At 64.0% G+C, this 21,003-nt stretch carries 19 protein-coding genes; 12 read left to right on the plus strand and 7 right to left on the minus strand.

Features of this window, described 5'->3' with window-relative positions; genetic code table 11:
• The coding region (locus PMN64_RS30360) for a DUF4424 family protein (RefSeq protein WP_411783303.1) at positions 1–750 on the minus strand (750 nt) is incomplete at its 3' end.
• An 88-nt stretch (positions 751–838) separates the two neighbouring features.
• Positions 839–1,021 (minus strand): hypothetical protein, encoded by a 183-nt coding sequence (locus PMN64_RS30365; RefSeq protein ID WP_411783305.1) that lies wholly within the window; start codon positions 1,019–1,021, stop codon positions 839–841.
• 270 nt (positions 1,022–1,291) lie between these two features.
• On the opposite strand from PMN64_RS30365, the gene PMN64_RS30370 reads away from it, so the two are divergent.
• The 3 genes from PMN64_RS30370 (at position 1,292) to PMN64_RS30380 (ending at position 5,604) form a co-directional block, all read left to right on the plus strand.
• Positions 1,292–3,016, plus strand: coding sequence for a hypothetical protein (locus tag PMN64_RS30370; protein WP_411783306.1), 1,725 nt, complete (start codon positions 1,292–1,294; stop codon positions 3,014–3,016).
• A gap of 141 nt (positions 3,017–3,157) precedes the next feature.
• Positions 3,158–4,936: a caspase family protein gene (locus PMN64_RS30375; protein ID WP_411783307.1), complete on the plus strand. Its 1,779-nt coding sequence runs from the start codon at positions 3,158–3,160 to the stop codon at positions 4,934–4,936.
• A gap of 20 nt (positions 4,937–4,956) precedes the next feature.
• Positions 4,957–5,604 (plus strand): DUF4384 domain-containing protein, encoded by a 648-nt coding sequence (locus PMN64_RS30380; protein ID WP_411783308.1) that lies wholly within the window; start codon positions 4,957–4,959, stop codon positions 5,602–5,604.
• 195 nt (positions 5,605–5,799) lie between these two features.
• Here PMN64_RS30380 and PMN64_RS30385 read toward each other — a convergent pair whose 3' ends face one another.
• Positions 5,800–7,638 carry a caspase domain-containing protein gene (locus PMN64_RS30385; RefSeq protein WP_028339354.1) on the minus strand — a complete coding sequence of 613 codons (1,839 nt, stop codon included), beginning with the start codon at positions 7,636–7,638 and terminating at the stop codon, positions 5,800–5,802.
• Between the two features lie 623 nt (positions 7,639–8,261).
• On the opposite strand from PMN64_RS30385, the gene PMN64_RS30390 reads away from it, so the two are divergent.
• From PMN64_RS30390 to PMN64_RS30400, 3 genes are all read left to right on the plus strand, one after another.
• Complete coding sequence (locus PMN64_RS30390) at positions 8,262–8,819, plus strand: hypothetical protein (protein ID WP_411783309.1); 558 nt, start codon at positions 8,262–8,264, stop codon at positions 8,817–8,819.
• An 86-nt stretch (positions 8,820–8,905) separates the two neighbouring features.
• Complete coding sequence (locus tag PMN64_RS30395; protein ID WP_028339352.1) at positions 8,906–9,361, plus strand: cupin domain-containing protein; 456 nt, start codon at positions 8,906–8,908, stop codon at positions 9,359–9,361.
• A 57-nt stretch (positions 9,362–9,418) separates the two neighbouring features.
• Positions 9,419–9,631, plus strand: coding sequence for a hypothetical protein (locus PMN64_RS30400; RefSeq protein ID WP_264641795.1), 213 nt, complete (start codon positions 9,419–9,421; stop codon positions 9,629–9,631).
• A gap of 46 nt (positions 9,632–9,677) precedes the next feature.
• Here the strand turns inward: PMN64_RS30400 and PMN64_RS30405 are convergent, their stop codons facing one another.
• Positions 9,678–10,673: a phosphotransferase gene (locus tag PMN64_RS30405; protein ID WP_259242612.1), complete on the minus strand. Its 996-nt coding sequence runs from the start codon at positions 10,671–10,673 to the stop codon at positions 9,678–9,680.
• Between the two features lie 126 nt (positions 10,674–10,799).
• On the opposite strand from PMN64_RS30405, the gene PMN64_RS30410 reads away from it, so the two are divergent.
• The 4 genes from PMN64_RS30410 (at position 10,800) to PMN64_RS30425 (ending at position 14,418) form a co-directional block, all read left to right on the plus strand.
• A complete protein-coding gene (locus tag PMN64_RS30410; RefSeq protein ID WP_080583245.1) occupies positions 10,800–11,270 on the plus strand; it encodes a copper chaperone PCu(A)C in 471 nt (156 codons plus the stop codon).
• A gap of 135 nt (positions 11,271–11,405) precedes the next feature.
• Complete coding sequence (locus tag PMN64_RS30415) at positions 11,406–13,178, plus strand: PQQ-dependent dehydrogenase, methanol/ethanol family (protein ID WP_244435710.1); 1,773 nt, start codon at positions 11,406–11,408, stop codon at positions 13,176–13,178.
• A gap of 122 nt (positions 13,179–13,300) precedes the next feature.
• Entirely contained in the window at positions 13,301–13,795 is a 495-nt protein-coding gene (locus PMN64_RS30420) for a c-type cytochrome (protein ID WP_035631104.1), read from the plus strand.
• Positions 13,792–14,418 (plus strand): hypothetical protein, encoded by a 627-nt coding sequence (locus PMN64_RS30425; RefSeq protein ID WP_229158948.1) that lies wholly within the window; start codon positions 13,792–13,794, stop codon positions 14,416–14,418. The genes PMN64_RS30420 and PMN64_RS30425 overlap by 4 nt, the downstream gene beginning before the upstream one ends.
• Before the next feature lie 163 nt (positions 14,419–14,581).
• Here the strand turns inward: PMN64_RS30425 and PMN64_RS30430 are convergent, their stop codons facing one another.
• From PMN64_RS30430 to PMN64_RS30440, 3 genes are all read right to left on the minus strand, one after another.
• Positions 14,582–16,255 (minus strand): protein kinase domain-containing protein, encoded by a 1,674-nt coding sequence (locus PMN64_RS30430; RefSeq protein WP_411783312.1) that lies wholly within the window; start codon positions 16,253–16,255, stop codon positions 14,582–14,584.
• 63 nt (positions 16,256–16,318) lie between these two features.
• Complete coding sequence (locus PMN64_RS30435; protein WP_411783313.1) at positions 16,319–17,578, minus strand: MFS transporter; 1,260 nt, start codon at positions 17,576–17,578, stop codon at positions 16,319–16,321.
• Positions 17,579–17,912: 334 nt separating this feature from the next.
• Positions 17,913–18,101: a hypothetical protein gene (locus tag PMN64_RS30440; RefSeq protein ID WP_411783314.1), complete on the minus strand. Its 189-nt coding sequence runs from the start codon at positions 18,099–18,101 to the stop codon at positions 17,913–17,915.
• Positions 18,102–18,215: 114 nt separating this feature from the next.
• Between PMN64_RS30440 and nirB the strand changes: the two genes are divergently transcribed.
• Entirely contained in the window at positions 18,216–20,675 is a 2,460-nt protein-coding gene (gene nirB, locus PMN64_RS30445) for a nitrite reductase large subunit NirB (protein ID WP_028339344.1), read from the plus strand.
• A complete protein-coding gene (gene nirD / locus PMN64_RS30450; RefSeq protein WP_411783316.1) occupies positions 20,672–21,001 on the plus strand; it encodes a nitrite reductase small subunit NirD in 330 nt (109 codons plus the stop codon). Before nirB ends, nirD begins: the two co-directional genes overlap by 4 nt.
• The last annotated feature ends 2 nt before the right edge of the window (positions 21,002–21,003 follow it).

Genomic DNA, 21,003 nt, shown 5'->3' on the forward strand with positions numbered 1-21,003 from the left:
ATTGGCCTGGCTGTCACCTGTGCGCTTGTCCAATTCGGCAAGGAACGCATACGTAACGCAATAGTCTCTCCTGTACCGCTCGACTTCCGGTCCCAGTGCCGCGCTGCGACGCAGACCCGAGCGCAGGACCGTGTCAGGGCTGGAGCCGACGCTCGGGCGATATTGATGTTCGACCGTGACGGTACGCGCCGCGGGAAACACCTGCTCGCGAACGGCAGATGTCTTGGTTACCCAGCCGGGCGTATATTGCTGGCGACCGTTGTCGCTCATGCCGGCAGGCATCAGAAGGCCGTCGTCGATCAACTTGGTGCGGGTTGTCGCCGGCAGGTCGGCGACTCGGATCTCCCGATCACCGAGCGGCAGCAAAGGCAGCTTGAACTGACGGAGGAGGGCGGTGACATCCTTGTTGCCGACCATGGCGCGCTGATCGATGGTCAGCGGCACCGCGTTGCCGTCGATCCTGGTCTCGAACGCGACGAAGTTGACCGGATCGCTCGATGGAAGGGCAATGTTCTCGGCTTCGGACAGGTCGATGTCGGGCAGCGGAAAGGCGACAGTGAGCGCAACCGGCTTGCTCGTCTGGTTGACGAATTGGTAGCGAACGGTGACCCGGTCCAGCCCGATATGAAGCTCCTCGCTCGCCATGGCCACGTCCTTGGTGCGGACGAATTGCAGCCCGCCGATGGACAATTCGGCCGCGGAATCATTTGCCCGCGCAGGCCAGCCGGTTGCGGCCAACAGGGCGATCATCAAGGCTCGCGACCTCAACGACAGCCCGCTTAACGCTCCATTTGCCATGCCGGCCTCCATGCGGCGCCGCAGCGTCTGTCCGTGTGGGTCAATCGATCGCCTGGTAGAGGTCGCCCCATTCCGGCTTCCAGACGCCATCGGGGTCGCAAACCACGATCGCGAGCTTCATGTCATTGGCGAGACGGATTGCGCCGCGAAAGGCATCCTGGGCCGGCATATGGGCGCTGACCTGGTCGCTGTTCAGGCGTCCCCCGCTTGCGGCGGCCGGCAACACGATTGACCCGGAGGCACCGGCATTGTCGCGCCTCAAAACCAGAGTAATCGCGTCTGGCTGGATTTCGCTGACTTGCTCAAATCTGTTTCTGGCCATGATTTTGCACTGCAAGCTGAAGGAGTTCGGACTATCACCGTCCAGTGAAAGAGTTGAACGGGATCGGGGTTGCTCGCCACTAATTGACGCTGCACTCGCGCAGTCTTGGATTAGGCAGTCTTGGATTAGTCGGACTGACGCCGCATTCGGTTCGGTTACATTGAGGCGGATATGCTTCGTCGATCTAGCTGGATCTGGCTCTCTATCGTCGGCGCGGCCATAGCGGCCACCGGGGCAAGGGCCGACGATACGGTCGTGCGAAGCTTTGCCGGCGGTTCGGCTGCATCCATGGTGGGGATCGTCGCGGCCAGCCAGGACGTCGAACTCGCGGGCCCGCAAGCGCTCAGCGCTGACGGACAGGGAAACCTGTTTGTGCTCGATCAAATCAATGGCCGCATTCTGCAATTCGACCCCAAACAACCGAACACGGCTCCCGACATCCTGAAGATGCCTGGCGATGTGCAGCCCACCGACCTCGTCGTCCATAACGACGACATCATGGTTTGGGACGGCGGCGTGCGGATGCTGAAGGCGGCACCAGGACAGTCCACACGCGGGCTGGGTGGAGACGAGATCCAGCTGGAGGAAGTCTCATCCCGCGGAACCGACGACCAGGTCGCCATTTCGGCCTTCGCCCAGATGGGCTCGCAGGCGCTGAGCAGCCCGACCGACTTGCTCGATCAGAATACGCGCGCGGCCATCGTGAGGACGACGCGACAGCCCGACCGGCAATATATCGCCTCGCGCAGCAAGGGATCGGTGATCGCCGATATCATTCCCGACAAGGGCAATGCCGGCGTTCGGGTCGAAATCCAGACCATGGTATCCAACGAGACCATCGGTCAGCTCGGCCTGCGCGTCCGCAACCAGCTCGGCACCGTTGAGTTTCTCGAGATCGACAACAGCGACCGCTTCTACGTGCTGGCCGAGGACATTCCTCCGTCGGGCAAGAATGCCTCCACCTTCGTCGCACGCTATGCCGCGAACGGACGCCTAGAGGGTATCTACGAGCTGCCGCTGGAGAACACGCCCGTGACCCGGCGGTTCGTCACCGTTTCGGGCGATGGCGACGTCTATTTTCTGCGCACCAAGCCGGATGGTGTCGAGGTGGTCGGTGTCGGCTTCCGCCCCCTGGGGAAGGTATCCGTCATTGACGTCAGGCCATCGCGCACGGCGGCCGCGCCGGCGGCGGCGCGGCCGGATATCAAGTTCAATGCGACCGCTGCCGTGCGGCCGTCCAATCGTCAGCAGGCGATCGAGACCGCCTTCGCCTTTGAGGGCATTCAGTGGAAGCTGACACCGGCCAACTACGGCAGCGATCCCGACAGCCAATGCTCCGGTTTCAGCCGTATTCGCCGGCCGTGGTACCTGCAGGGCAAGATAAACCAGGAAGTGCGCGGCGTGCCCTATTGCTGGGGGTGCCACGGTTCGCTCGCGAACTTCCGGCAGCGGATCGACAGCGGGACGCTGGCGGGCAATGTTTGCACCCGTAACGAGCCACGGCCGGATGTGGCCGGTGTCGACTGTTCGGCATTCGTCAGTGCCACGTGGGGGCTTTCCGTCCACTACACGACCGCCGCCATCCCTGCGATCGCCGCACCCGTGACCAACCCCTGGGACCTCAAGCCTGGTGACGCCCTGAACAAGCCGGGTTCCCACGTGATGCTGTTCCTGCGGTTCACACCCGATCGCAAGGCTGAGGTCATGGAATCCTCGACGGGTGGCTGCAACGGTCGGGTCTGCCGCAACGTCTATCCGCTCGCGAGCCTGCTCGCGCGCGGTTACGTTCCGGTCCGCTTTCGGGCGTTCGCAGACGATCAGACGACCGTTTCCGCGAACGCCTATCAGGAGACCGAGGCGCCGACAGGCCGCAAGACGGCGAATAAACGGCGCTGAACCTGAGGTCTTGCCAAGGCTACAGATGAACATGGATCGCCGCCTGCGCGCTGGTTTCTGGAGGTCCGGACGGCATTCCTGCCGCTCTGCCTTGCCGGTGTGGTTCCAGGGCGGACCTGCTTGATATCGAGGTGGATCGCGATGCGAACGCTTAGGGGCTTTGATCGAAGGACCGGTTGGCTGTGCGCCGCCATCCTGCTCGCTGCGTTGATCGGCCTGCCACTCCAGCACGCGCATGCGGCGGGTGAACTGTCGATAAGCAATCCCGACGGTGCGGCTCTCCGGGCGCTCGTCATCGGCATCGACGACTACCAGCATGTACGCAAATTGAAGGGCGCGGTCGCCGACGCCAACGACATCGTGTCCAGCTTGAGGACCATGGGCGTCAGCGATGTGGTCGAGCTGACCAATGCACAGGCCGACAGGGCGAGCGTGCTGCGCGAGATCAGCTCACTGGTGGAGCGGACAAAGAGCAACGATCTCGTCTTCCTGTCGATCGCGGGCCACGGCACGCAGGAGCCGGAGCGGATCAAGGGCTCCGAACCGGACGGAATGGAGAACGTGTTCCTGCTGCCCGAATTCGCGACCACGCCGGCCGGATCTGTCGAGCGCATTCTGGGAAGCGAATTCAATCATTTCATCCGGCAGTTCGAATTGCGCGGCGCAAGGGTGATCTTCGTCGCGGATACCTGCCATGGCGGCGGAATGGTGCGCGATATCGATCCGCGTGCGGCCGAGATGAGCTTTCGACAGGTGCCGCGCTACACGCTGCTGGTCGATGAATTGAAGCCGGTGTCGAGCAGCGACGACCCGAAGTCCGAACTCGATCTCGACCACACCGCGTTCATCGCCGCGGTCGATCGTCACACCAAGGCTCCGGAAGTGCGGATTCCCGGGATCGATGGCCTGCGCGGCGCTCTGAGTTATGCCGTTGCGCGGGCCGTGGAGGGCAACGCGGACATCAATCATGATGGCAAGGTGACCCTGAAGGAGCTTTTCAGCAATGTTCGGCAGGTGGTCTATCAACTGTCCGACCAGCGCCAGAACATCGTGACGGTCTCGTCGCCGGCACAGATGCCGGAAACCGAGGTCGCCTTCGAATTGACGCGCGGCGTGGTGCTGATCCAGGGGACGGCCGCGAGAGCTGCCTCCGGCCAGGTTGCTAACGTCGCGTCCGCCGAGAAACAATCTCCTGCGTCGCCGGCCGTTACGGCTAAGTCGGAAACTGCTCCAACCAGTGCCGCTGCGACCGCCCCGGCCGCGCCCAGTGCCGCGCTGCCGCCGTTCCGCCTCACCACGCCGATCCGTTTGGCGGCGCTTGACGGCAAAATGAGCTATTTCACGAGCCTCAAGCCGCAGGATGCCAGCGTGCAGGCCGTTCAACCGACTGATAATCCCGACCTGATCTGGGACCCCGTGTCTCATGACGTGATCGCCTGGGGCGACGTGGTCGCCTATGGCGTTGACGTTGGCGGTTTGACGACAGTGGTCAACCGAACCGCGGCAATTCGGGAGCTTAAGCGCATGGCGACGCGATCGCCGCAGCTGATGCGTATCTGGCCGGATGATCGACAGCAGCGCAGCGGCCAGACCGTCGAGGTCGAATTGTCCGACGTCGGTTCGCGGGCTGTGCTGCTATTCAACGTGTCCGGTGATGGAACCATCCAAATGCTGTATCCGGTGGGGTCCGATGCCGCGCTGGCTCGATCGGCAAATCTGCGACTGCCTCTCCGGGTGGGCGAGCCGTTCGGCGCCGAGCAGATCGTCGCGGTGACCTCGCAGCAGCGGATGGTCGATCTGGAGACGGTCCTGATGCAGCTCAACCGGCGCCGTGCCTCGGGGCAGGTGATCAAGAGTCTGGAGCGCTACCTGCCGGCGGACGCGCGGATCGCGTCAATCGGCTTCTTCAGCGTTCCCTGACAAAGCTGTGACAGCGGGTCATGTCGCCAGCGAAACTGGTTTCCCGGAAGCAATCAGGGTTCGCGATCGTGCTGTTGCTGGCGGGAAGCGGCGTCGCGTTCGCGGCGCCGCCGCCATCGGCCTCTCCATCGGCAGGTGCGACGAACGCTCCGTTGCTCTGGCGCGTACAGGCCTCGCGCGGCCCGGCAAATGCTGCCGGCGTGGCGCTTGAGATCCTGCCGGGTCCAACGGTCAACATTGGCGGCAAGGTGTCATTCGGCGTAACCGCCAGGAAGCCCGGCTATCTGATGCTGGTGGATGTGGATGCGGAAGGGCGGATGTCCCAGATCTTCCCGACTGCCGAGCTATTGGCGCAGTCGGTCGGACCCGACATGAATCTTGTGAAGCCCGGCGTCCAATTCATTGTTCCGACCCCAGCGGCACAGCAGCGTGGATTTGAATATGTCGTCGCGCCGCCGGCCGGGTCCGCCGTGATCGTTGCGATCCTGAGCGAGCGACGTGTGCAATTGCTGGATTTGCCGGACGTTCAGCGCAAGCTTCAGGGGCCGGCCGACACGTTGAGCTATCTGTCGGATTGGACCAGTCAGCTGCGGATACCGGACAGCGGCGGCGGAAGACTGCTGCCGAACAATTGGTCGTTCGACATCAAATCATACTCCATCAAGTAGGTGAGCGATTGCGTTGCTACGGCTACCCGGGCGGTTGAGGAGACCGTCCGGCGCGATCATGTAATATTCTTGTGGCCGAGGCTGCTGTCCGGCGTCTTGCGTGCAGGGCCCCGCGGTTTGGCTCCGTTGCCCCGGCATGACCGATTGCGGAGGAGACGGCGGCCCGACCTCGAGCGCGCCGCCGTGCATGCTGTCCTAGTTGCAGACCTCGACATTGCCGGTACCGCCGCCGGGACCTCCGCCGCCACGGTAATCGAGATGACACCCGCGACGGACCGGGCGGCATAGATAAGCATCGCACACGATCTGGCCGCTGCCACCCGAGGGTCTGGCCGTCGCCTGCCGTCGGGGAACGTCGGCTTGCGGCTCGGGCCTCTCGCGGACCGGACGATCGGCACGCGACGGCCGCTCATCCGTGTTGCGCTTCGCCACCGGCTTTTTCCCGCGCCGCTTCTCGCATTCGTTGTCCTCGTTCAGGAACGAGCCTTCGGCGCAGGTGATCTTGCGGCACTGGTCGCCGTCGGCTTTGTAGCCGTGTTCGCAGATCAGCGGGCAAACCCGGGCTGGCTTCAGCTTGATCGCATCGAGCACATCGAGGCTTGCAAGCTTGACGTCAAATTTGGTTCCGGCGTGCCGGTTGAACAGGGTCAGGGAGCGACGCGAGGCCGCGTTCCACTCACCGTCGATGGAGCCCGTGAAACAGCCAACCCGGCTCAATTCGCTCTGCACCGATTTGGCAAGATCCTCCTGCGGCGACGCCGTGTTCAAGGCGGCAACCTTCGCGCCCTCGCTATTCTGCGATGGGGTCGCGGTTGCAATATTATCCGGCCTGGCGCTGTCGGGCGCGGGTCCGTTCGCGGAAAGCATGGCGACCGTTGAGGTTTGGGATGCGGTTCGCTTGCGTTCAGCCTCAGCAGCTTGGTCCTGCGCTGCCTGCTTTGTTCTTTCTGCCGCGATCCGGGCATCCTCCGCAGCCTTGAAATCTGCGGCCGCCTTTTCCTGCTCCGCTCGCTGGGCACCTTCGGACGCAAGCCGAGCCTTCTGCTGCTCCGCTTCCTGCGCTTTCCGGGTCGCGGTGACGCGCGCGTCCTCCGCGTCGATCTGATTGAGCTGAAGCTTGGCCAGGTTTGCGTAATAGCCGTCGGGGTGCTGGGCGAGGAACGCGCTCATAGCGGCCTTGTTACCCAGTTGCAGGGCCAATTCGTAGTCGCGACGAATTTCCGACGAGGCGCTAGCCGGCGGCGGCGCCGGCTCCTCTGCCTTTGGCACGAGCGCAACGTCCTCACCGCCCAGCGATCCGTAAACGTAGGGCTCCTGTCGATTACCCGTGGCTTGCAGGACATCATCGCGGACGAAGCCGAAAGCCCTGCGCAGGTCGAGTCCAGGCTTTGCGATATATTTCACCAGTGCCGTCGCGTAGGGACTGTTCGTGCTGTTGCCGTCGAGCGCGGTCAGTCCGGCCTTGGCCGCAAACGCGATCAGCGTATTGGATACGGCGGGCTCTACCCGGGCGAGCCCGCGGCTGATCGCGCGCGAAGCGACGGTTCGTTTCATCGTGTCGGCGAATGGATTGTTGCGACAGGCGTCAACGATCACGACGCGGAGCTGTTTCGCGGGCTCGATAGCCAGCAGGACGCGATCGAGCGAGAAGGCCTCGTCATAGATATCAGTGTCGCGCTCAAGCCTGGCATCCGTCGGAATCAGATAATTCGTCCCGTCGATCTCGATTCCGTGACCTGCATAGTAGACGATGGCGATGTCTGCATCGCGAGCTTGGTCGGCGAAATCCCTCAGTGCCCGCCGCATGTCGCTCGAGGTCAGGTTCAGCCGGGACTCCACCAAATCGAACCCGGCGCCCTTCAAGGTCGCGGCGATTGCGGTGGCATCATTGGCAGGATTTGGAAGCAATGGCGCATTTTGATAGTTCGAATTTCCGACCACCAAAGCCACTCGCTTCGTTGCCCAGGCTGGCTGAGACGCCAGGAGAACTGAAGCAGCAAGAACAACAAGAACTCGGAGGAGCGTGTAGCGCATGGCGAACGTCCAAAATCGGCTCAAAACAACGGCAGCTTTATCGAAGGTGGCCGCGCGCAAACTCCACTGCGTCAAGCGTTACGAGCGCCGGCATGCCTCCGTACGGTAACAATCCTGAGTCCAATCCATTCCTGATGTTGTCGCTTGGGGAAGCGAGAATGTTCAAGGATACACCGAAGCGTGTAGGGCCGGTGGCGGACGGCCGAACAAATGTCAGCTGACCTGTAAGATATTGAAATATCTGATTTTTATCTTTGGCGCCGGAATGGCTGGCAGTGCCGCCATCCGGGTGGCTTCGCCAAGCGAAGTTCCATCTCTCGATAGTGATCTCGGAATTGACCCGCATGCTCAAGCGATGCTCGCGCGGATCGTCAGGGTGTGGCGGCCGCGTCGTTAGTCTCGGTGGCGTCGACAAGGTTCAGCCGGCTCGTTTCGGCTGTTTGTCGCGCCGCGGGCCTCTTCCATAGGAGCGCGAACTGCGTCTATCTGGAAGCAACGCCGATCCGCTCGAGCCGAGACGTGCGAGTCCCGAAAGAATCGAAATCTGCGTCCTCGGGATCCGGACGTCGACGCGTGGACCCCCACCGCAGGTGTCGTGGAAATCTCTAGCGTTGGAGACGCACATGTCAATTCCGCTGAAAATCTACGTCACGCCATTTGCCGAGAAAGGTGTCGCCGAGCCTCAAAAATGGAGTGGCGAGGCCGCCAAGAAGGCACTGGATGTGGTCAATAAGATCTGGGCGAAGGCCAAGATCGCGTTCGTGATCAATGATTACGTGGAAGATAAACCGCTCGATATGGCGAAGAGCGCGCGCAACAATGACCAGCGCGTGCTGGATGTTCTCAGTCTCCGGCATGCTCCCGACAACGCGGTCCACATTTATCTCGTCAACCCGATTGTCAATCTCTCGGCCGGTGGCAGCTCATACCTTCATAGCAATCCCGAGCCGGCAAGCTTTGTCCAATGGTATGGCAATGACTTTGCCAACGGACGCGCGTGGGCCCATGAACTTGGGCATTTGATGAGTCTCGACCACGTCGACGTAGATTACGCCGATGAGAAGCAGGCCGCCCTGCGCAGCAACTTGATGACGAAGGGATTGAGCGTGGGAAGCGATTTGACCGGTCAGCAGATCAGCACGGCCAAAAGTTCAAAACTGGTGAAGCGATTTGGCGGCTGACCTCGGAACCTGCTGCCGGCGCCTTCCATGGACGGATTGCCGCCGGCCCGATCGCTCGTTCGCCCACCGACCGCCGGAGAGACGCCATGCCCAGGATCGACCTTGCAAACGTGCCGGAACGCAAGGGGACCGGCTATCCGGCGGAGTTCGCCGCGCCGTGCGCCGAGCGGGCGCGGCAGCGTCTCGGTGATGCCGGCGGGCTCGCCGACTTCGGCGTCAACCTGATGCGGCTGCCGCCCGGCAACTGGTCGAGCCAGCGCCACTGGCATTCGGACGAGGACGAGTTCGTCTATGTGCTCGCGGGCGAAGTGGTGCTGGTGGAAGACGGCGGCGAGACGGTGCTGCGGGCCGGCGATTGCGCGGCATTTCCGAAAAACTCCGGCAACGGGCATCATCTGATCAACAGGGCGCAGATGACGGCGACCTATCTCGAGGTCGGCTCGCGCTCGCGCGCCGACGTCATCACCTGCTCCGACATCGACATGATGAGCCCGAGCTCCGACGGCCGCTTTCTGCACAAGGACGGCACGCCGTACGAATAGCCCACCTGCCGCGCCGCGCCCGAAATCGGGCGTTGCGGATTGGCCGGCGAAGGACCAATGTTCCGGCGAGGAGCTTTGGTCGCGTCGATGGCGGAATGGTATTTCATCTGGGTCGACGGTCCGCGCGGACCCGAGCCGCAGAAATGGTCGTCGGACGGGCTGTGGGGCCAGCTGTCGCGTCAGGACGTGATCGTGCGTTTTCCCCTGAGCGATCGCGAGGCCGAATTGTCGCTCGACCAGCTCGCAAGGCTGCACCCGGTGCCGCAGTGAGCTGCGCCGCAGTTTTCCGTCGACGTTCGATCCGCCGGGTTGAACGTCAGACCGAAAGATCGAAGCCGGGCGTCTCGATTTCGGTCAGGAATGAGGCGACGAACATCTTGCCCAGCACGTGCTTGGCCGCCGGCGTGCCGGCCTTGAGCAAGCCGGCGCGTGTAGCCTCTGCGAGCTCGGCAAGCGTCGGTGCTGCGAGGCTCGTGTCGGGTGTGGCGCGCGGCGCCGTCGCGGATGCGCTGAGCAGCACGCCGGCATAGTAGAGCCGGGTGAGCGCGCGGACATGTGCGAGCCGTGCGCGCAGCGCCTCGTCGAGCGGGCGGCCGAGCCAGGCACGATGCAGGATGTTTTCCAGCTCCGGCGTGCGCGCCAGGCTGTCGCCGACAATCGCAAGGTCGACCAGCGGATCGGTGCGATAGGCGGATTCCCAGTCGATCATCCAGAGCCTGTTGCCGTCGAACAGGATGTTGGCGGGGAGCGAGTCGTTGTGGCTCGACACCGAGTTGGCCTCGTCCCAGGCATAGGCCGCGCGGATCCGCGCGAGATGCGCGTTGCAGCGCTCAAGCACGCCGGGCGCGAACAGGCCGGTGCGGCCGACATGGGCCCAGAGCCGGGCCACGATGTCGGGGTAGCGCACGAAAGCGGGAAAGGTCGGCGTCGCCTGCAGGCGCGCCAGCAATTCGCCGAGCGCCTTCGCCAGCGCCGGCAAGCCGCCGGGATAGCGGCCGAGCGGCTGCCGCTGCACAAAATCCATCACCGCGATGCGCGAGGCCTCGTCGACATAATGGAGTCGCGGCGCGATGCCGGCCTCGGCCGCGATCCTGAGCGACACATACTGAAACGGATTGCGCAGCGGGCTCGGCATTCCTTCGATTCGGAGCAAATAATTCTCGCCGCCTGCATGGATCCGGAACAATTGCGCCGACGTTGCGCCGCCCGAGACGGATGTGACGGCGTCGATCGCTGCGGTGCCGATCACCTGACGCAGTGCGGCATGTGCTGCGTCGCGCTCTATCGGCGGAAGTTTATCGAGAGCACTCATGCGCAAGAAGTTAGCATGGCCGCTATGCGTGCCGAAATCGCATTGATCAGCGTTCGCGATCTATTGCTGGCAGCGCACGACGAAGCGTGAAACAATGCTGCAAAAATCATGTTGGGAGAGAACTTGATGTCGTTCGAGCGGGGGTTGCATTGCGCCGTTGCGTGCCGATCATGGATCGCGTTGCCATTATTCTGCCTGATCAGCACGTTCGGAGTGGTGCATAACGCCGCCGCGAACGAGTCCTTGCAGATTGTGGACGCGCGCGTGCCGGCGGTCGACAAAGCGGGCGGGGACCTTCCGTTGACGATGACGATCAAGAACGAGGCCGACAGCGCCGATGCGCTGCTTCGTGTCCGCTGCCCGGTTGCGAATTTTTCCGAGCGTCATACTGTGGATCGCGGCGAGGGCGCACCAGCGATGCGCTCGATATCCAATATACCAGTGCCGGCAAAGGCAATGCTCGAGCTGAAGCGTGACGGTTATCACGTCATGCTGCTGCAGATGCGTCAGGCGCTCACGCCGGGCGAGACCTTCAAATGCGCGATCGTTTTTCAGAAAGCAGGCACCATCGAGACGGAGGTACAGGTCCAGAAGTGACCTCACATCAGTGACTCAAGAAGGCGGCGCGTGGCGTACAGCCACGCGCCGGGACTCAAGGCTTCTCGCGTGACCGCCCGTGTGTGACGGGCGGTTCGATCAATGAAGAATGCTAGATCCGGAGGAAATGAACTCATGACAAGGTTGAATTGGGTAAAGTCGCATATGCTCGCCGCGGCAGTAGCATCCGCAGCGACCTTCGCGGGCTCTTTCGCGCTCGCCGACGATGTCAATCAGGACCGTCTGCTCAATGCTGACAAGGAAGCAGGCAACTGGCTGCACCACCACAAGAACTATTCGGCGACGCGCTTCTCGTCGCTGGCCGATATCAACAAGGACAACGTCAAGAACCTGAAGGTCGCCTGGACCATGCATCTCGGCGGCGTCGAGGGCGGCGGAATCTGGTCGCATGGTGGCTTGGAGGGAACGCCGATCGTCGAGAACGGCTTCATGTACGTCACCGACGGCTGGGGTTCGGTCTACAAGATCGATGCGCATGGCGGCAAAGGCGTGCTGCTCTGGAAGATGGATCCGAAGACCGACCATGACTGGGCCGGCGCGGTCGCCTGCTGCGGCGTCGACAACCGCGGCGTCGCATTGTGGGGCAATCTCGTCGTCTCGCACACGCTCGACGGCCGCCTGATCGCGACCAACAAGGAGACCGGGCAGGTCGCCTGGCAGCGCCAGGTCGCCGATCCCGACAAGGGCGAGGTGATCACCGGCGCACCGCTGATCGTCAAGGACATGGCGATCACAGGCGTGGCCGGCGCCGAATACGGCATTCGCGGCTGGATCGCCGCGACCGACCTGAAGAGCCAGAAGGAAGTGTGGCGCACCCACACCATCCCGGGCAAGGACGAGGCGGGTCACGAGACCTGGAAGGACGACAAGGACGCCAAGGCGAGCGGCGGCGGATCGACCTGGGTCACCGGCAGCTTCGACCCCTCGACCAACACCATCGTTTGGGGCGTCGGCAATCCCGGACCGGACTGGGACAACGAGTACCGGCCCGGCGACAACCTCTACACCGACTCGTCGCTTGGTCTCGATGCCGACACCGGCAAGATCAAGTGGCACTACCAGCACACGCCGAACGATCCCTACGACTATGACAGCGTGGCGGAGAACGTGCTGGTCGACGTCCCCGGTCCGAACAACACGACGCAGAAGCTCGCGCTCGAGGCCGACCGCAACGGCTTTGCCTATGCGATCGACCGCAACAGCGGCAAGTTCATCTGGGGTCTGCCGTTCGTCAAGAAGGTGACCTGGACCAAGGGTCTCGACCCCGAATCCGGCAAGCCGGTGGAGTATGATCCGAAGCAGGGCGTGCAGCGCTACAACGCGGCGGTGACGCCAAGCCGGACCAACAAGGTGACGGACATCTGCCCCGGCAACATGGGCGGCAAGAACTGGCCGCCGACCGCGTATAATCCGAACCTGAAGCTCTGGTACATCCCGGTGATCGAGAGCTGCAACCGGATTACGGTCGAGGAGACGACGCCGGACAAGTTGAAGAAGCGCGAGTTCTTCACGGGCGGCGGACCGAGCCAGCCGGTCAAGATCACCGGCAGCGTCACCGCGATCGACGTCACCACCGGCAAGGTGGCAGGGAAGGCGGAGACCGAATTCCCGAACCTCGGCGGCATCCTTGCAACGCCCGACCTCGTGTTCTCCGGACAGCCGTCCGGCGAGGTGATCGCCTATGACGCGAAATCGCTGCAGCAGCTCTGGCAGTTCAACACCGGCGGTGGCGTCAACGCGCCCCCGATGACGTTCTCGGTGGACGGCAAGCAGTATGTCGCGATCCTGGTCGGCCTCGGCGGTGCCTGGGACAAGTGGTTCATCGATGCCACGCCCGAGCTGAAGCGGATGCAGCCGGGTTCGATGCTCTACGTGTTCGCCCTTTGACGTCGCAAGCGCGGGAGGCCTCTCACCGAGGCCTCCCGCGTCGATTTGGCCGAGAAAGACAAGAAAAAAGACAAATGAAAAAAAAATGGCTGGTTGGCGCGTGGCTCGGCTGCGCGCTGGTGATGGGATTCATCGGTACCGCGCAAGCGCAGTCGGCGAGCGATCCGACCGATGCGGGCAAGGCGGTGTTCAAGCGCGGCAATTGCGTCGGCTGCCACAAATGGCACGGCAATGGCGGCGGCGGCTATGGCGGCGACGCGCTGTCGCTGCGCAAGACCGAGCTGACCCGCGAGCAGATCATCGAGACCGTGACGTGCGGGCGGCCGGGCACCGGCATGCCGTTCTTCGTGCGCGGCTCCTACGACACCACGAAATGCTACGAGATGACCCGGCAGGACGTCGCGGACCGCATGCCGCCCGAGGCGAATGTGTTCCTGCGGCCGAACGAGATCGAGGCCGTCGCCGATTACGTGCTCGCCCGGGTCAAAGGCAAGGGCGAGCCGACCTACGATGAGTGCATCGCGTTCTTCGGCGATGGCTCGCGGGTCTGCAACATCTACAAGGAGGCCGGCCACGCCGCGGCGCCGTCCGACCAGAGCGAGAAGGCAAAGCCATGAGCAAGCAAGGATCGGCAATCCGTGGCTTGGTCTTCGCTGTCACCGTCACGGCAGCGGTGCCGGCGATGGCGACCGCGGGAGACCTGCGCGACATCAGCGTCGGAATGGCGATCAGCAGCGTGCCGGACGCGGGCTACATTAATCTGACCTGCGTCGGAGAGAAGACCCACAGATTGGCTGATTGGGCGCAGTGGCAGGCTTGCCAGGCCGGACCGGACCAGCTGCGCGGCATCCGCTTCGAGTATGATCGCGAGAGCGGGCGGGAAGGCACCATGGTCGGCGGCCATCCCGCGATCCTCACCGTCATGATCGACAAGGACGCCAAGATCGCGGCGCTCATGATCGAGACCGATCCGAAGGCGCGGCTCTATCTGCGCAAGAAGGCGTTCCTGCTCGGCCTACAGGCGAGATCGCGCTATGGCGAGGACGGTTGGACCTGTTCGAAGGCACAGCCGGGCGCCGACAAGCAGGAGGTCGGCGGCGTATTTGTCGACGAGAAATGCACCAAGACCACCGACGGCCGCACGGTCGAGATCGAGCGTCATCTCTACCGCGAGCCGAACAAGGAGCTCAAGGACATGACCGACGAGACCCGGATCACGATCCGCCGTGCCGGGTCTTGAGCTGCGAACTGAAATAGCCAAATTTTCAGTTGCTTAACTGATCTAAAATGACTCTCTTTCTTTTCGTCATGGCCGGGCTTGTCCCGGCCATCCACGTCTTTTCTTGCGCGATTGCAGCGAAGACGTGGATGCCCGGCACAAGGCCGGGCATGACGGAGCTAGTCTAATGCCGCGCCAGCAGCACGACGACGATCAGGGCCAGGATCGCGCACAGCACCTTCCAGAAGGTGACGGGATCGCGATCGTGCAGTGACTTGCGGGTCGCGACGGCGGGGCCGGCCCAGGTCGCGCCGTTTTCCAGTTCGTGCGCGAACTCGATGGCATCGCCGAAGCGTTGCGCCGGATCGACGCTGAGCGCCTTGCCGATCACCGCGTCGAGCCAGGCCGGCAGGTCCGGCCGGTAGCGCGACAGCGGCGCCGGCTTGCCGAAGCGCGGCCGCGAGAACGGCTCGATCTCGCCGAACGGATAGTTCGCGGTGAACATGCGGTAGACCGTGACGCCGAGCGCGAACAGGTCGGAGGCCTCGTCGCCGGCCTTGCCGCCGAATAGTTCGGGCGCCATGTAGCTCGCGGTGCCCGGAATGTCCTCGGCGGGAAAATCCTCCAAGAGCGGCACCCGCGCGACGCCGAGGTCGACGAGGCGCAACCCGCCGTCCTTCAGCAGGATCACATTGTCGGGCTTGATGTCGCGATGGATGATGCCGGCGCGGTGCAGCGCGGTGACCGCGCGCACCAGCTTGGTTGCAATCGCGATGCCCTCGGTGAGCGACAGCCGCGGCGCGCGGCCAAGCCGCTGCTCCAGCGTTTCGCCCTCGTAGAGCGGCATCGCCGAATAGAGCCTGGTCTGCCGCTCCGCCGGCACCTCGATGATTTCGCCGATCCAGAGGCTGCGCACGCGCGCGGCGACCCAGGCCTCGCGCACGAAGGCGAGGCGGTAGGAGCCTTCGCTCGCGACCCGTGGATGGGGAAACTTCAGCACCACTTCGCGGCCGGCGCGCTTGTCGGTCGCCTTGAACAGGCGGCTGTAGCGTCCGTCGGACAAAACGTCGCCGAGGCTGAAATCGTCGATCGTGTCGCCGGTCACCGGCAAATCGAGGATCGGCAGCGTCGCGATCGCGTGGGTAAGATCGTCGCGATCCGCCGGCGGCAGGTCGACGACGTCGAGCACCAGCGCGGTCGTGTTGTCGCTGCTGCCGGCCGCGAGGGCGGCATCGACGATGCTGCGCGCCGATTCGTCCGGCGGCGTACGCTCCTCCAGTAGCTGCTGGAGGCGGGAATCGCCGAGCGCGCCGTGAACCCCGTCGCTACAGATCAGCAGGCGATCATGTTGCCGGAGCCCGAGGGACGTGTAGTCGAAGCGGGCGAATTCCTCGAAACCGATGGCGCGACTCAGCATGTGGGCGAGGTCGCCGCGCCCGGCGATATGATCCTGCGTCAGGCGTTCCAGCCGGCCGTCGCTCAGGCGATAGGCACGGGTGTCGCCGATATGGATCACATGACATTGCCGCCGCGACAGGATGATCGAGGAGAACGCGCAGGCCATGCCGCTCCGCGCGGCATCGACGCGGCCCTGGCCGTAGATCCAGCTGTTGGCGGCTTCCAGCGCTCGCGCGGCGCGGCGACGGACGCCGAGCGTCTCGGGCAGCGAATAATAGGCGTCGATGAAGCTGCGGACCGCGACCTCCGCGGCCTCGCGTCCGCCCTTGTGGCCGCCGACGCCGTCGGCGACCGCGGCGACGACGTCGCGATGGACCGAGCCCGGCTGGCCGAGGCAGGCCGCGACATAATCCTCATTGGCGGCGCGCTTGCCGGTCTCGCTGGCGAAGCCGACGCGCACCCCCAAGTCCCGTTGCGAACCGTTCGCCACGTCCGAGCCCCGTCACATTGCGGAGCGGAGTCCTCAGACGCGCGCTCCCGACACCGCGCCCCAGGTGGTGCGCCAGCGGACCTTGACCATGGCAAGTCCGATGAAGCCAAGCAACGCCAGCCCGCCGAAGAACAGAAAGCCGGCGCCGAAGCCGCCGGTCATGCCCTTGGCGAAGCCGAGCGTCTGGGCAAGGAAGAAGCCGCCGATGCCGCCGGCGCAACCGACCAGCCCGGTCATGAGGCCGATCTCGTGACGGAAGCGTAGCGGGATCAGCTGGAACACGGCGCCGTTGCCCATGCCGAGCGCCAGCACGCCGATCGAGAACAGCAGCACCGAGATCCAGGCAATGCGCGGCAGTTCGGTCAACGCCCAGCCGGCCTGCGTCGGCGCGGTCGGGCCCTCCGGCATGAAGGCGATGACGAGATAGGCGGCGACCACGACGCCGAACAGGATCGACAGCGAGCGAATGCCGCCGATCCGGTCGGCGATCATGCCGCCGACGGGACGGAACCCCGAGCCGAACGCGACGATCAGCGCGACCAGCATGCCGGCCGCGACGCCGGAGACATGATACTGCACGGTGAAATAGAGCGGCAGCGCGTTAGCGAGGCCGACGAAGCCGCCGAAGGTGATGAAGTAGAAGAACATGAACCAGCGGCTGTCGGAATCCTTCAGCAGCGCGCCGTAGGCCTTGAGCGAGATCCTCTTGCGCTCGCCCGGCGCGTCCTTGGCTGCGAACGCGTAATAGGCGAGCACCATCAGCATCGGAATAAGCAGGCAGCCGAACACGGCCTGCCAGCCCCAATGCTCGGCAATGGTCGGCGCAAGCAGCGTGTCGAGCACGACGCCCATATTGCCGGCGCCGGCAATCCCCATCACCACGCCCTGATATTGCGGCGGATACCAGCGGCTCGCCTGGGGCAGGGCGACCGCGAACGAGGCGCCGCCGACGCCGAGCGCCAGCCCGAACAGTTCGATGGCGAGCTTGCTGGTCAGCCCGAAATGCCACACCGCCGCGGTCGCGGCGATCACGACGAGCTGGGCGATGATGCCGGTGCGCTTGGCGCCGATGATGTCGGCGAGAATGCCCATCGGCACGCGCAGCAGCGCGCCGGCGAGCACGGGAATAGCAACGAGGGTGAACTTTTCGTTCACCGCCAGATTCATGTCGCGCGCGATGTAGACGATCAGCGGTCCGAGCGCGACCCACGCCATGAAACTGATGTCGAAGTACAGGAACGCGGCAATTAGTGTCGGCCAGTGACCTGCCTTCTTGAACTCGGCTAGCTTCATCGCAAGCATCTCGCGTTGATGCGGCGGAGGCAGCCGCACAAAGCGCGGCCGTCTCAAGCGCAGACAAATGGAATGTGGGTGAATGCTGAGTGCGCTCGTCGTTGAGACGCACTCCGTCAACAGCTGTGGTCAGCAATTACCGTGCCATCGATCGGGTTGCGCCGCTTTGCCGTGCAGTCGCAAGATGTTGCCGCGCAATCGCGAACAGCGTTCCGCGGCCGCACGTGGCGTGGCTTGCGGCAAGTGCCGCCGCGCAAACGCGCACGCTGGTGCTTTTTTGTGCGATGCGCCAAGCCCGCGCGATCGCGCATCAAATGCGACTTCGCGATCGCCATCACGGCCGGCGATGCTGTGATGCACAAGAGATCATCGGCGTGGCTAAAATTTCGGCCGGCTGTCGGCGCGGCGGGCGACCCGGCGGATTTTGGTCGGCCGGAAACCTGTTGATTTTGCAGCCGGATTCGCCCGCCACGAGTTGGCACGCGTTTTGAATATCAATCAATAACGGAACATCGGTCGTCATCGAAGACGGTCTGCGCCCGCGGCTGGGCTTCCTACAACTCCAAACCTTTATCGGTGCCCATCAACGACGCACGCCGCGTCGCTGCGCAGCGCCGTCGGAATTGAAAGGCAGACCATGCTCGACAAAGTGACCAAGCAGAAGCTCGTGGTGATCGGCAACGGGATGGCCGGCATCCGGACGGTCGAGGCGCTGCTGGAGCGCGCGCCCGATCTCTACGACATCACGGTGTTCGGCTCCGAGCCCTACGGCAATTACAACCGCATCCTGCTGTCGCCGGTGCTCGCCGGCGAGAAGACCGTCGACGACATCATGCTCAACACCGTCGACTGGTACGAGGACAACAACATCACGCTGCGCAAGGGCGAGACGGTCACCATGATCGATCGCCGGACCTGCGAAGTCGTCACCGAGGCCGGCGAGCGGGTGCCCTATGACCGCCTCTTGATCGCGACGGGCTCAAACCCGATCATGCTGCCGCTGCCGGGCAAGGACCTGCCGGGCGTGATCGGCTTCCGCGACATCTATGACGTCGATCGCATGATCAAGGCCTCGACCGACTATCGCAACGCGGTCGTGATCGGCGGCGGCCTGTTGGGCCTCGAGGCCGCCAACGGGCTGATGAAGCGCGGCATGAACGTCACGGTCGTGCATCTGCTCGACACGCTGATGGAGCGTCAGCTCGATCCGGTGGCCGGCGGGCTCCTGCGCAAGTCGCTGGAAGAGCGCGGCATGGTGTTCAAGATGCCGGCGCAGACCCAGGCGATCCTGGGCGAGGACCGCGTCACCGGCGTGCGCTTCGGCGACGGCACCGAGCTGCCGGCCGATCTCGTGGTGATGGCGGTCGGCATCCGCCCGAATTTCGAGCTCGCCAAGAAGGCCGGACTCTATTGCGAGCGCGGCATCGTCGTCTCCGACACCATGCAGACCTATGACGGCCGCATCTACGCGGTCGGCGAGTGCGTGCAGCACCGCCGTCAGACCTACGGTCTCGTCGCGCCGCTGTTCGACCAGGCCAAGGTCTGCGCCAACCACCTCGCGATGAAGGGTTTTGCCACCTATGACGGTTCGGTCACCTCGACCAAGCTGAAGGTCACCGGCATCGACCTGTTCTCGGCCGGCGACTTCGCGCCGGGGCCGGACAAGGAGGAGATCGTGCTGCAGGACGCCAACCGTGGCGTCTACAAGCGCATCATCCTGAAGGACAAGAAGATCGTCGGCGCCGTGCTTTATGGCGACACCATCGACGGCCCCTGGTACTTCCAGCACCTGCGTGACGGCACCGACGTCTCGCATATGCGCGAGCGCCTGGTGTTCGGCGCCGCCAATCTCGGCGATGGTGGCGTCAGCGGCCAGAGTTCGGTTGCCGCGATGAGCGACGAGACCGAAATCTGCGGCTGCAACGGCGTCTGCAAGGGTGCCATCGTCAAGGCGATCAGCGAGAAGAAGCTGTTCACGCTCGACGACGTCCGCGCCCATACCAAGGCGTCGTCGTCCTGCGGTTCCTGCACCGGCCTTGTCGAGCAGGTGCTGGCGTTCACGCTCGGCGGCGACTATTCGGCGGCGCCGAAGGTCAAGCCGCTGTGCAAATGCACCGATCACAGCCACGACGACGTCCGCCGCGTCATCGTCGAGCAGCAGCTCAAGACCATTCCCGCGGTCATGCGCTTCATGGAGTGGAAGACCCTGAATGGCTGCCACTCCTGCCGTCCGGCGCTGAATTACTATCTGCTCGCGACCTGGCCTGGTGAATATCGTGACGATCAGCAGTCGCGCTTCATCAACGAGCGCGTCCACGCCAACATCCAGAAGGACGGCACCTATTCGGTGGTGCCGCGGATGTGGGGCGGCGTCACGACGCCGAGCGAGCTGCGCGCGATCGCCGACGTCGCCGAGAAGTTCAGCATCCCGACGGTGAAGGTCACCGGCGGCCAGCGCATCGACCTGCTCGGCGTCAAGAAGGAGGACCTGCCTGCGGTGTGGGCCGACCTCAACGACGCCGGCATGGTGTCGGGCCACGCCTACGCCAAGGGCCTGCGCACGGTGAAGACCTGCGTCGGCTCCGAATGGTGCCGCTTCGGCACCCAGGATTCCACCGGCCTCGGCGTCAAGCTCGAGAAGTTCATGTGGGGATCGTGGACGCCGGCCAAGGTCAAGCTCGGCGTCTCCGGCTGCCCGCGCAACTGCGCGGAAGCGACCTGCAAGGACGTCGGCGTGGTCTGCGTCGATTCCGGTTACGAGATCCATTTCGCCGGCGCCGCCGGACTGCACATCAAGGGCACCGAGTTCCTGACCAAGGTCGAGACCGAGGATGAATGCCTCGAGGTGATCGTGGCGCTGACCCAGCTCTACCGCGAGGAGGGCTGGTATCTCGAGCGCATGTACAAATGGTGCGACCGCGTCGGTCTCGAGCAGATCAGGAAGCGCGTGGTCGACGACGTTGCGAACCGCAAGGCGCTGTTCGCCCGCTTTGCCTATTCGCAGCAGTTCGCGCAGACCGATCCGTGGGCTGAGCGTGCCAGCCGCGGCGTCGACCGCAACGAGTTCGCGCCTCTCGCCGAATTGGAGCTCGCATGACCCAGTGGATCGAAATCGGCGCATTGACCGACATTCCGCGGCTCGGCTCGCGCGTGGTGCGCACGCCGGGCGGCAACATCGCGGTGTTCCGGACCGAGAGCGACGAGGTGTTCGCGCTCGACGACCGCTGCCCGCACAAGGGCGGGCCGCTGTCGCAGGGCATCGTGCACAACAAGCGCGTGACCTGCCCGCTGCATAACTTCGTCATCGAGCTGGCGAGCGGGCAGGCAGTCGCGCCCGACGAGGGCTGCACCCATACCCATCCGGCCAAGGTCGAGAACGGCATTGTCTGGCTGTCGGTGCGGCAGGCGGCTGCGGTGAGCTGAGC

The sequence above is a fragment of the Bradyrhizobium sp. UFLA01-814 genome, from assembly GCF_046718885.1.
GTDB classification, from domain to species: domain Bacteria; phylum Pseudomonadota; class Alphaproteobacteria; order Rhizobiales; family Xanthobacteraceae; genus Bradyrhizobium; species Bradyrhizobium elkanii.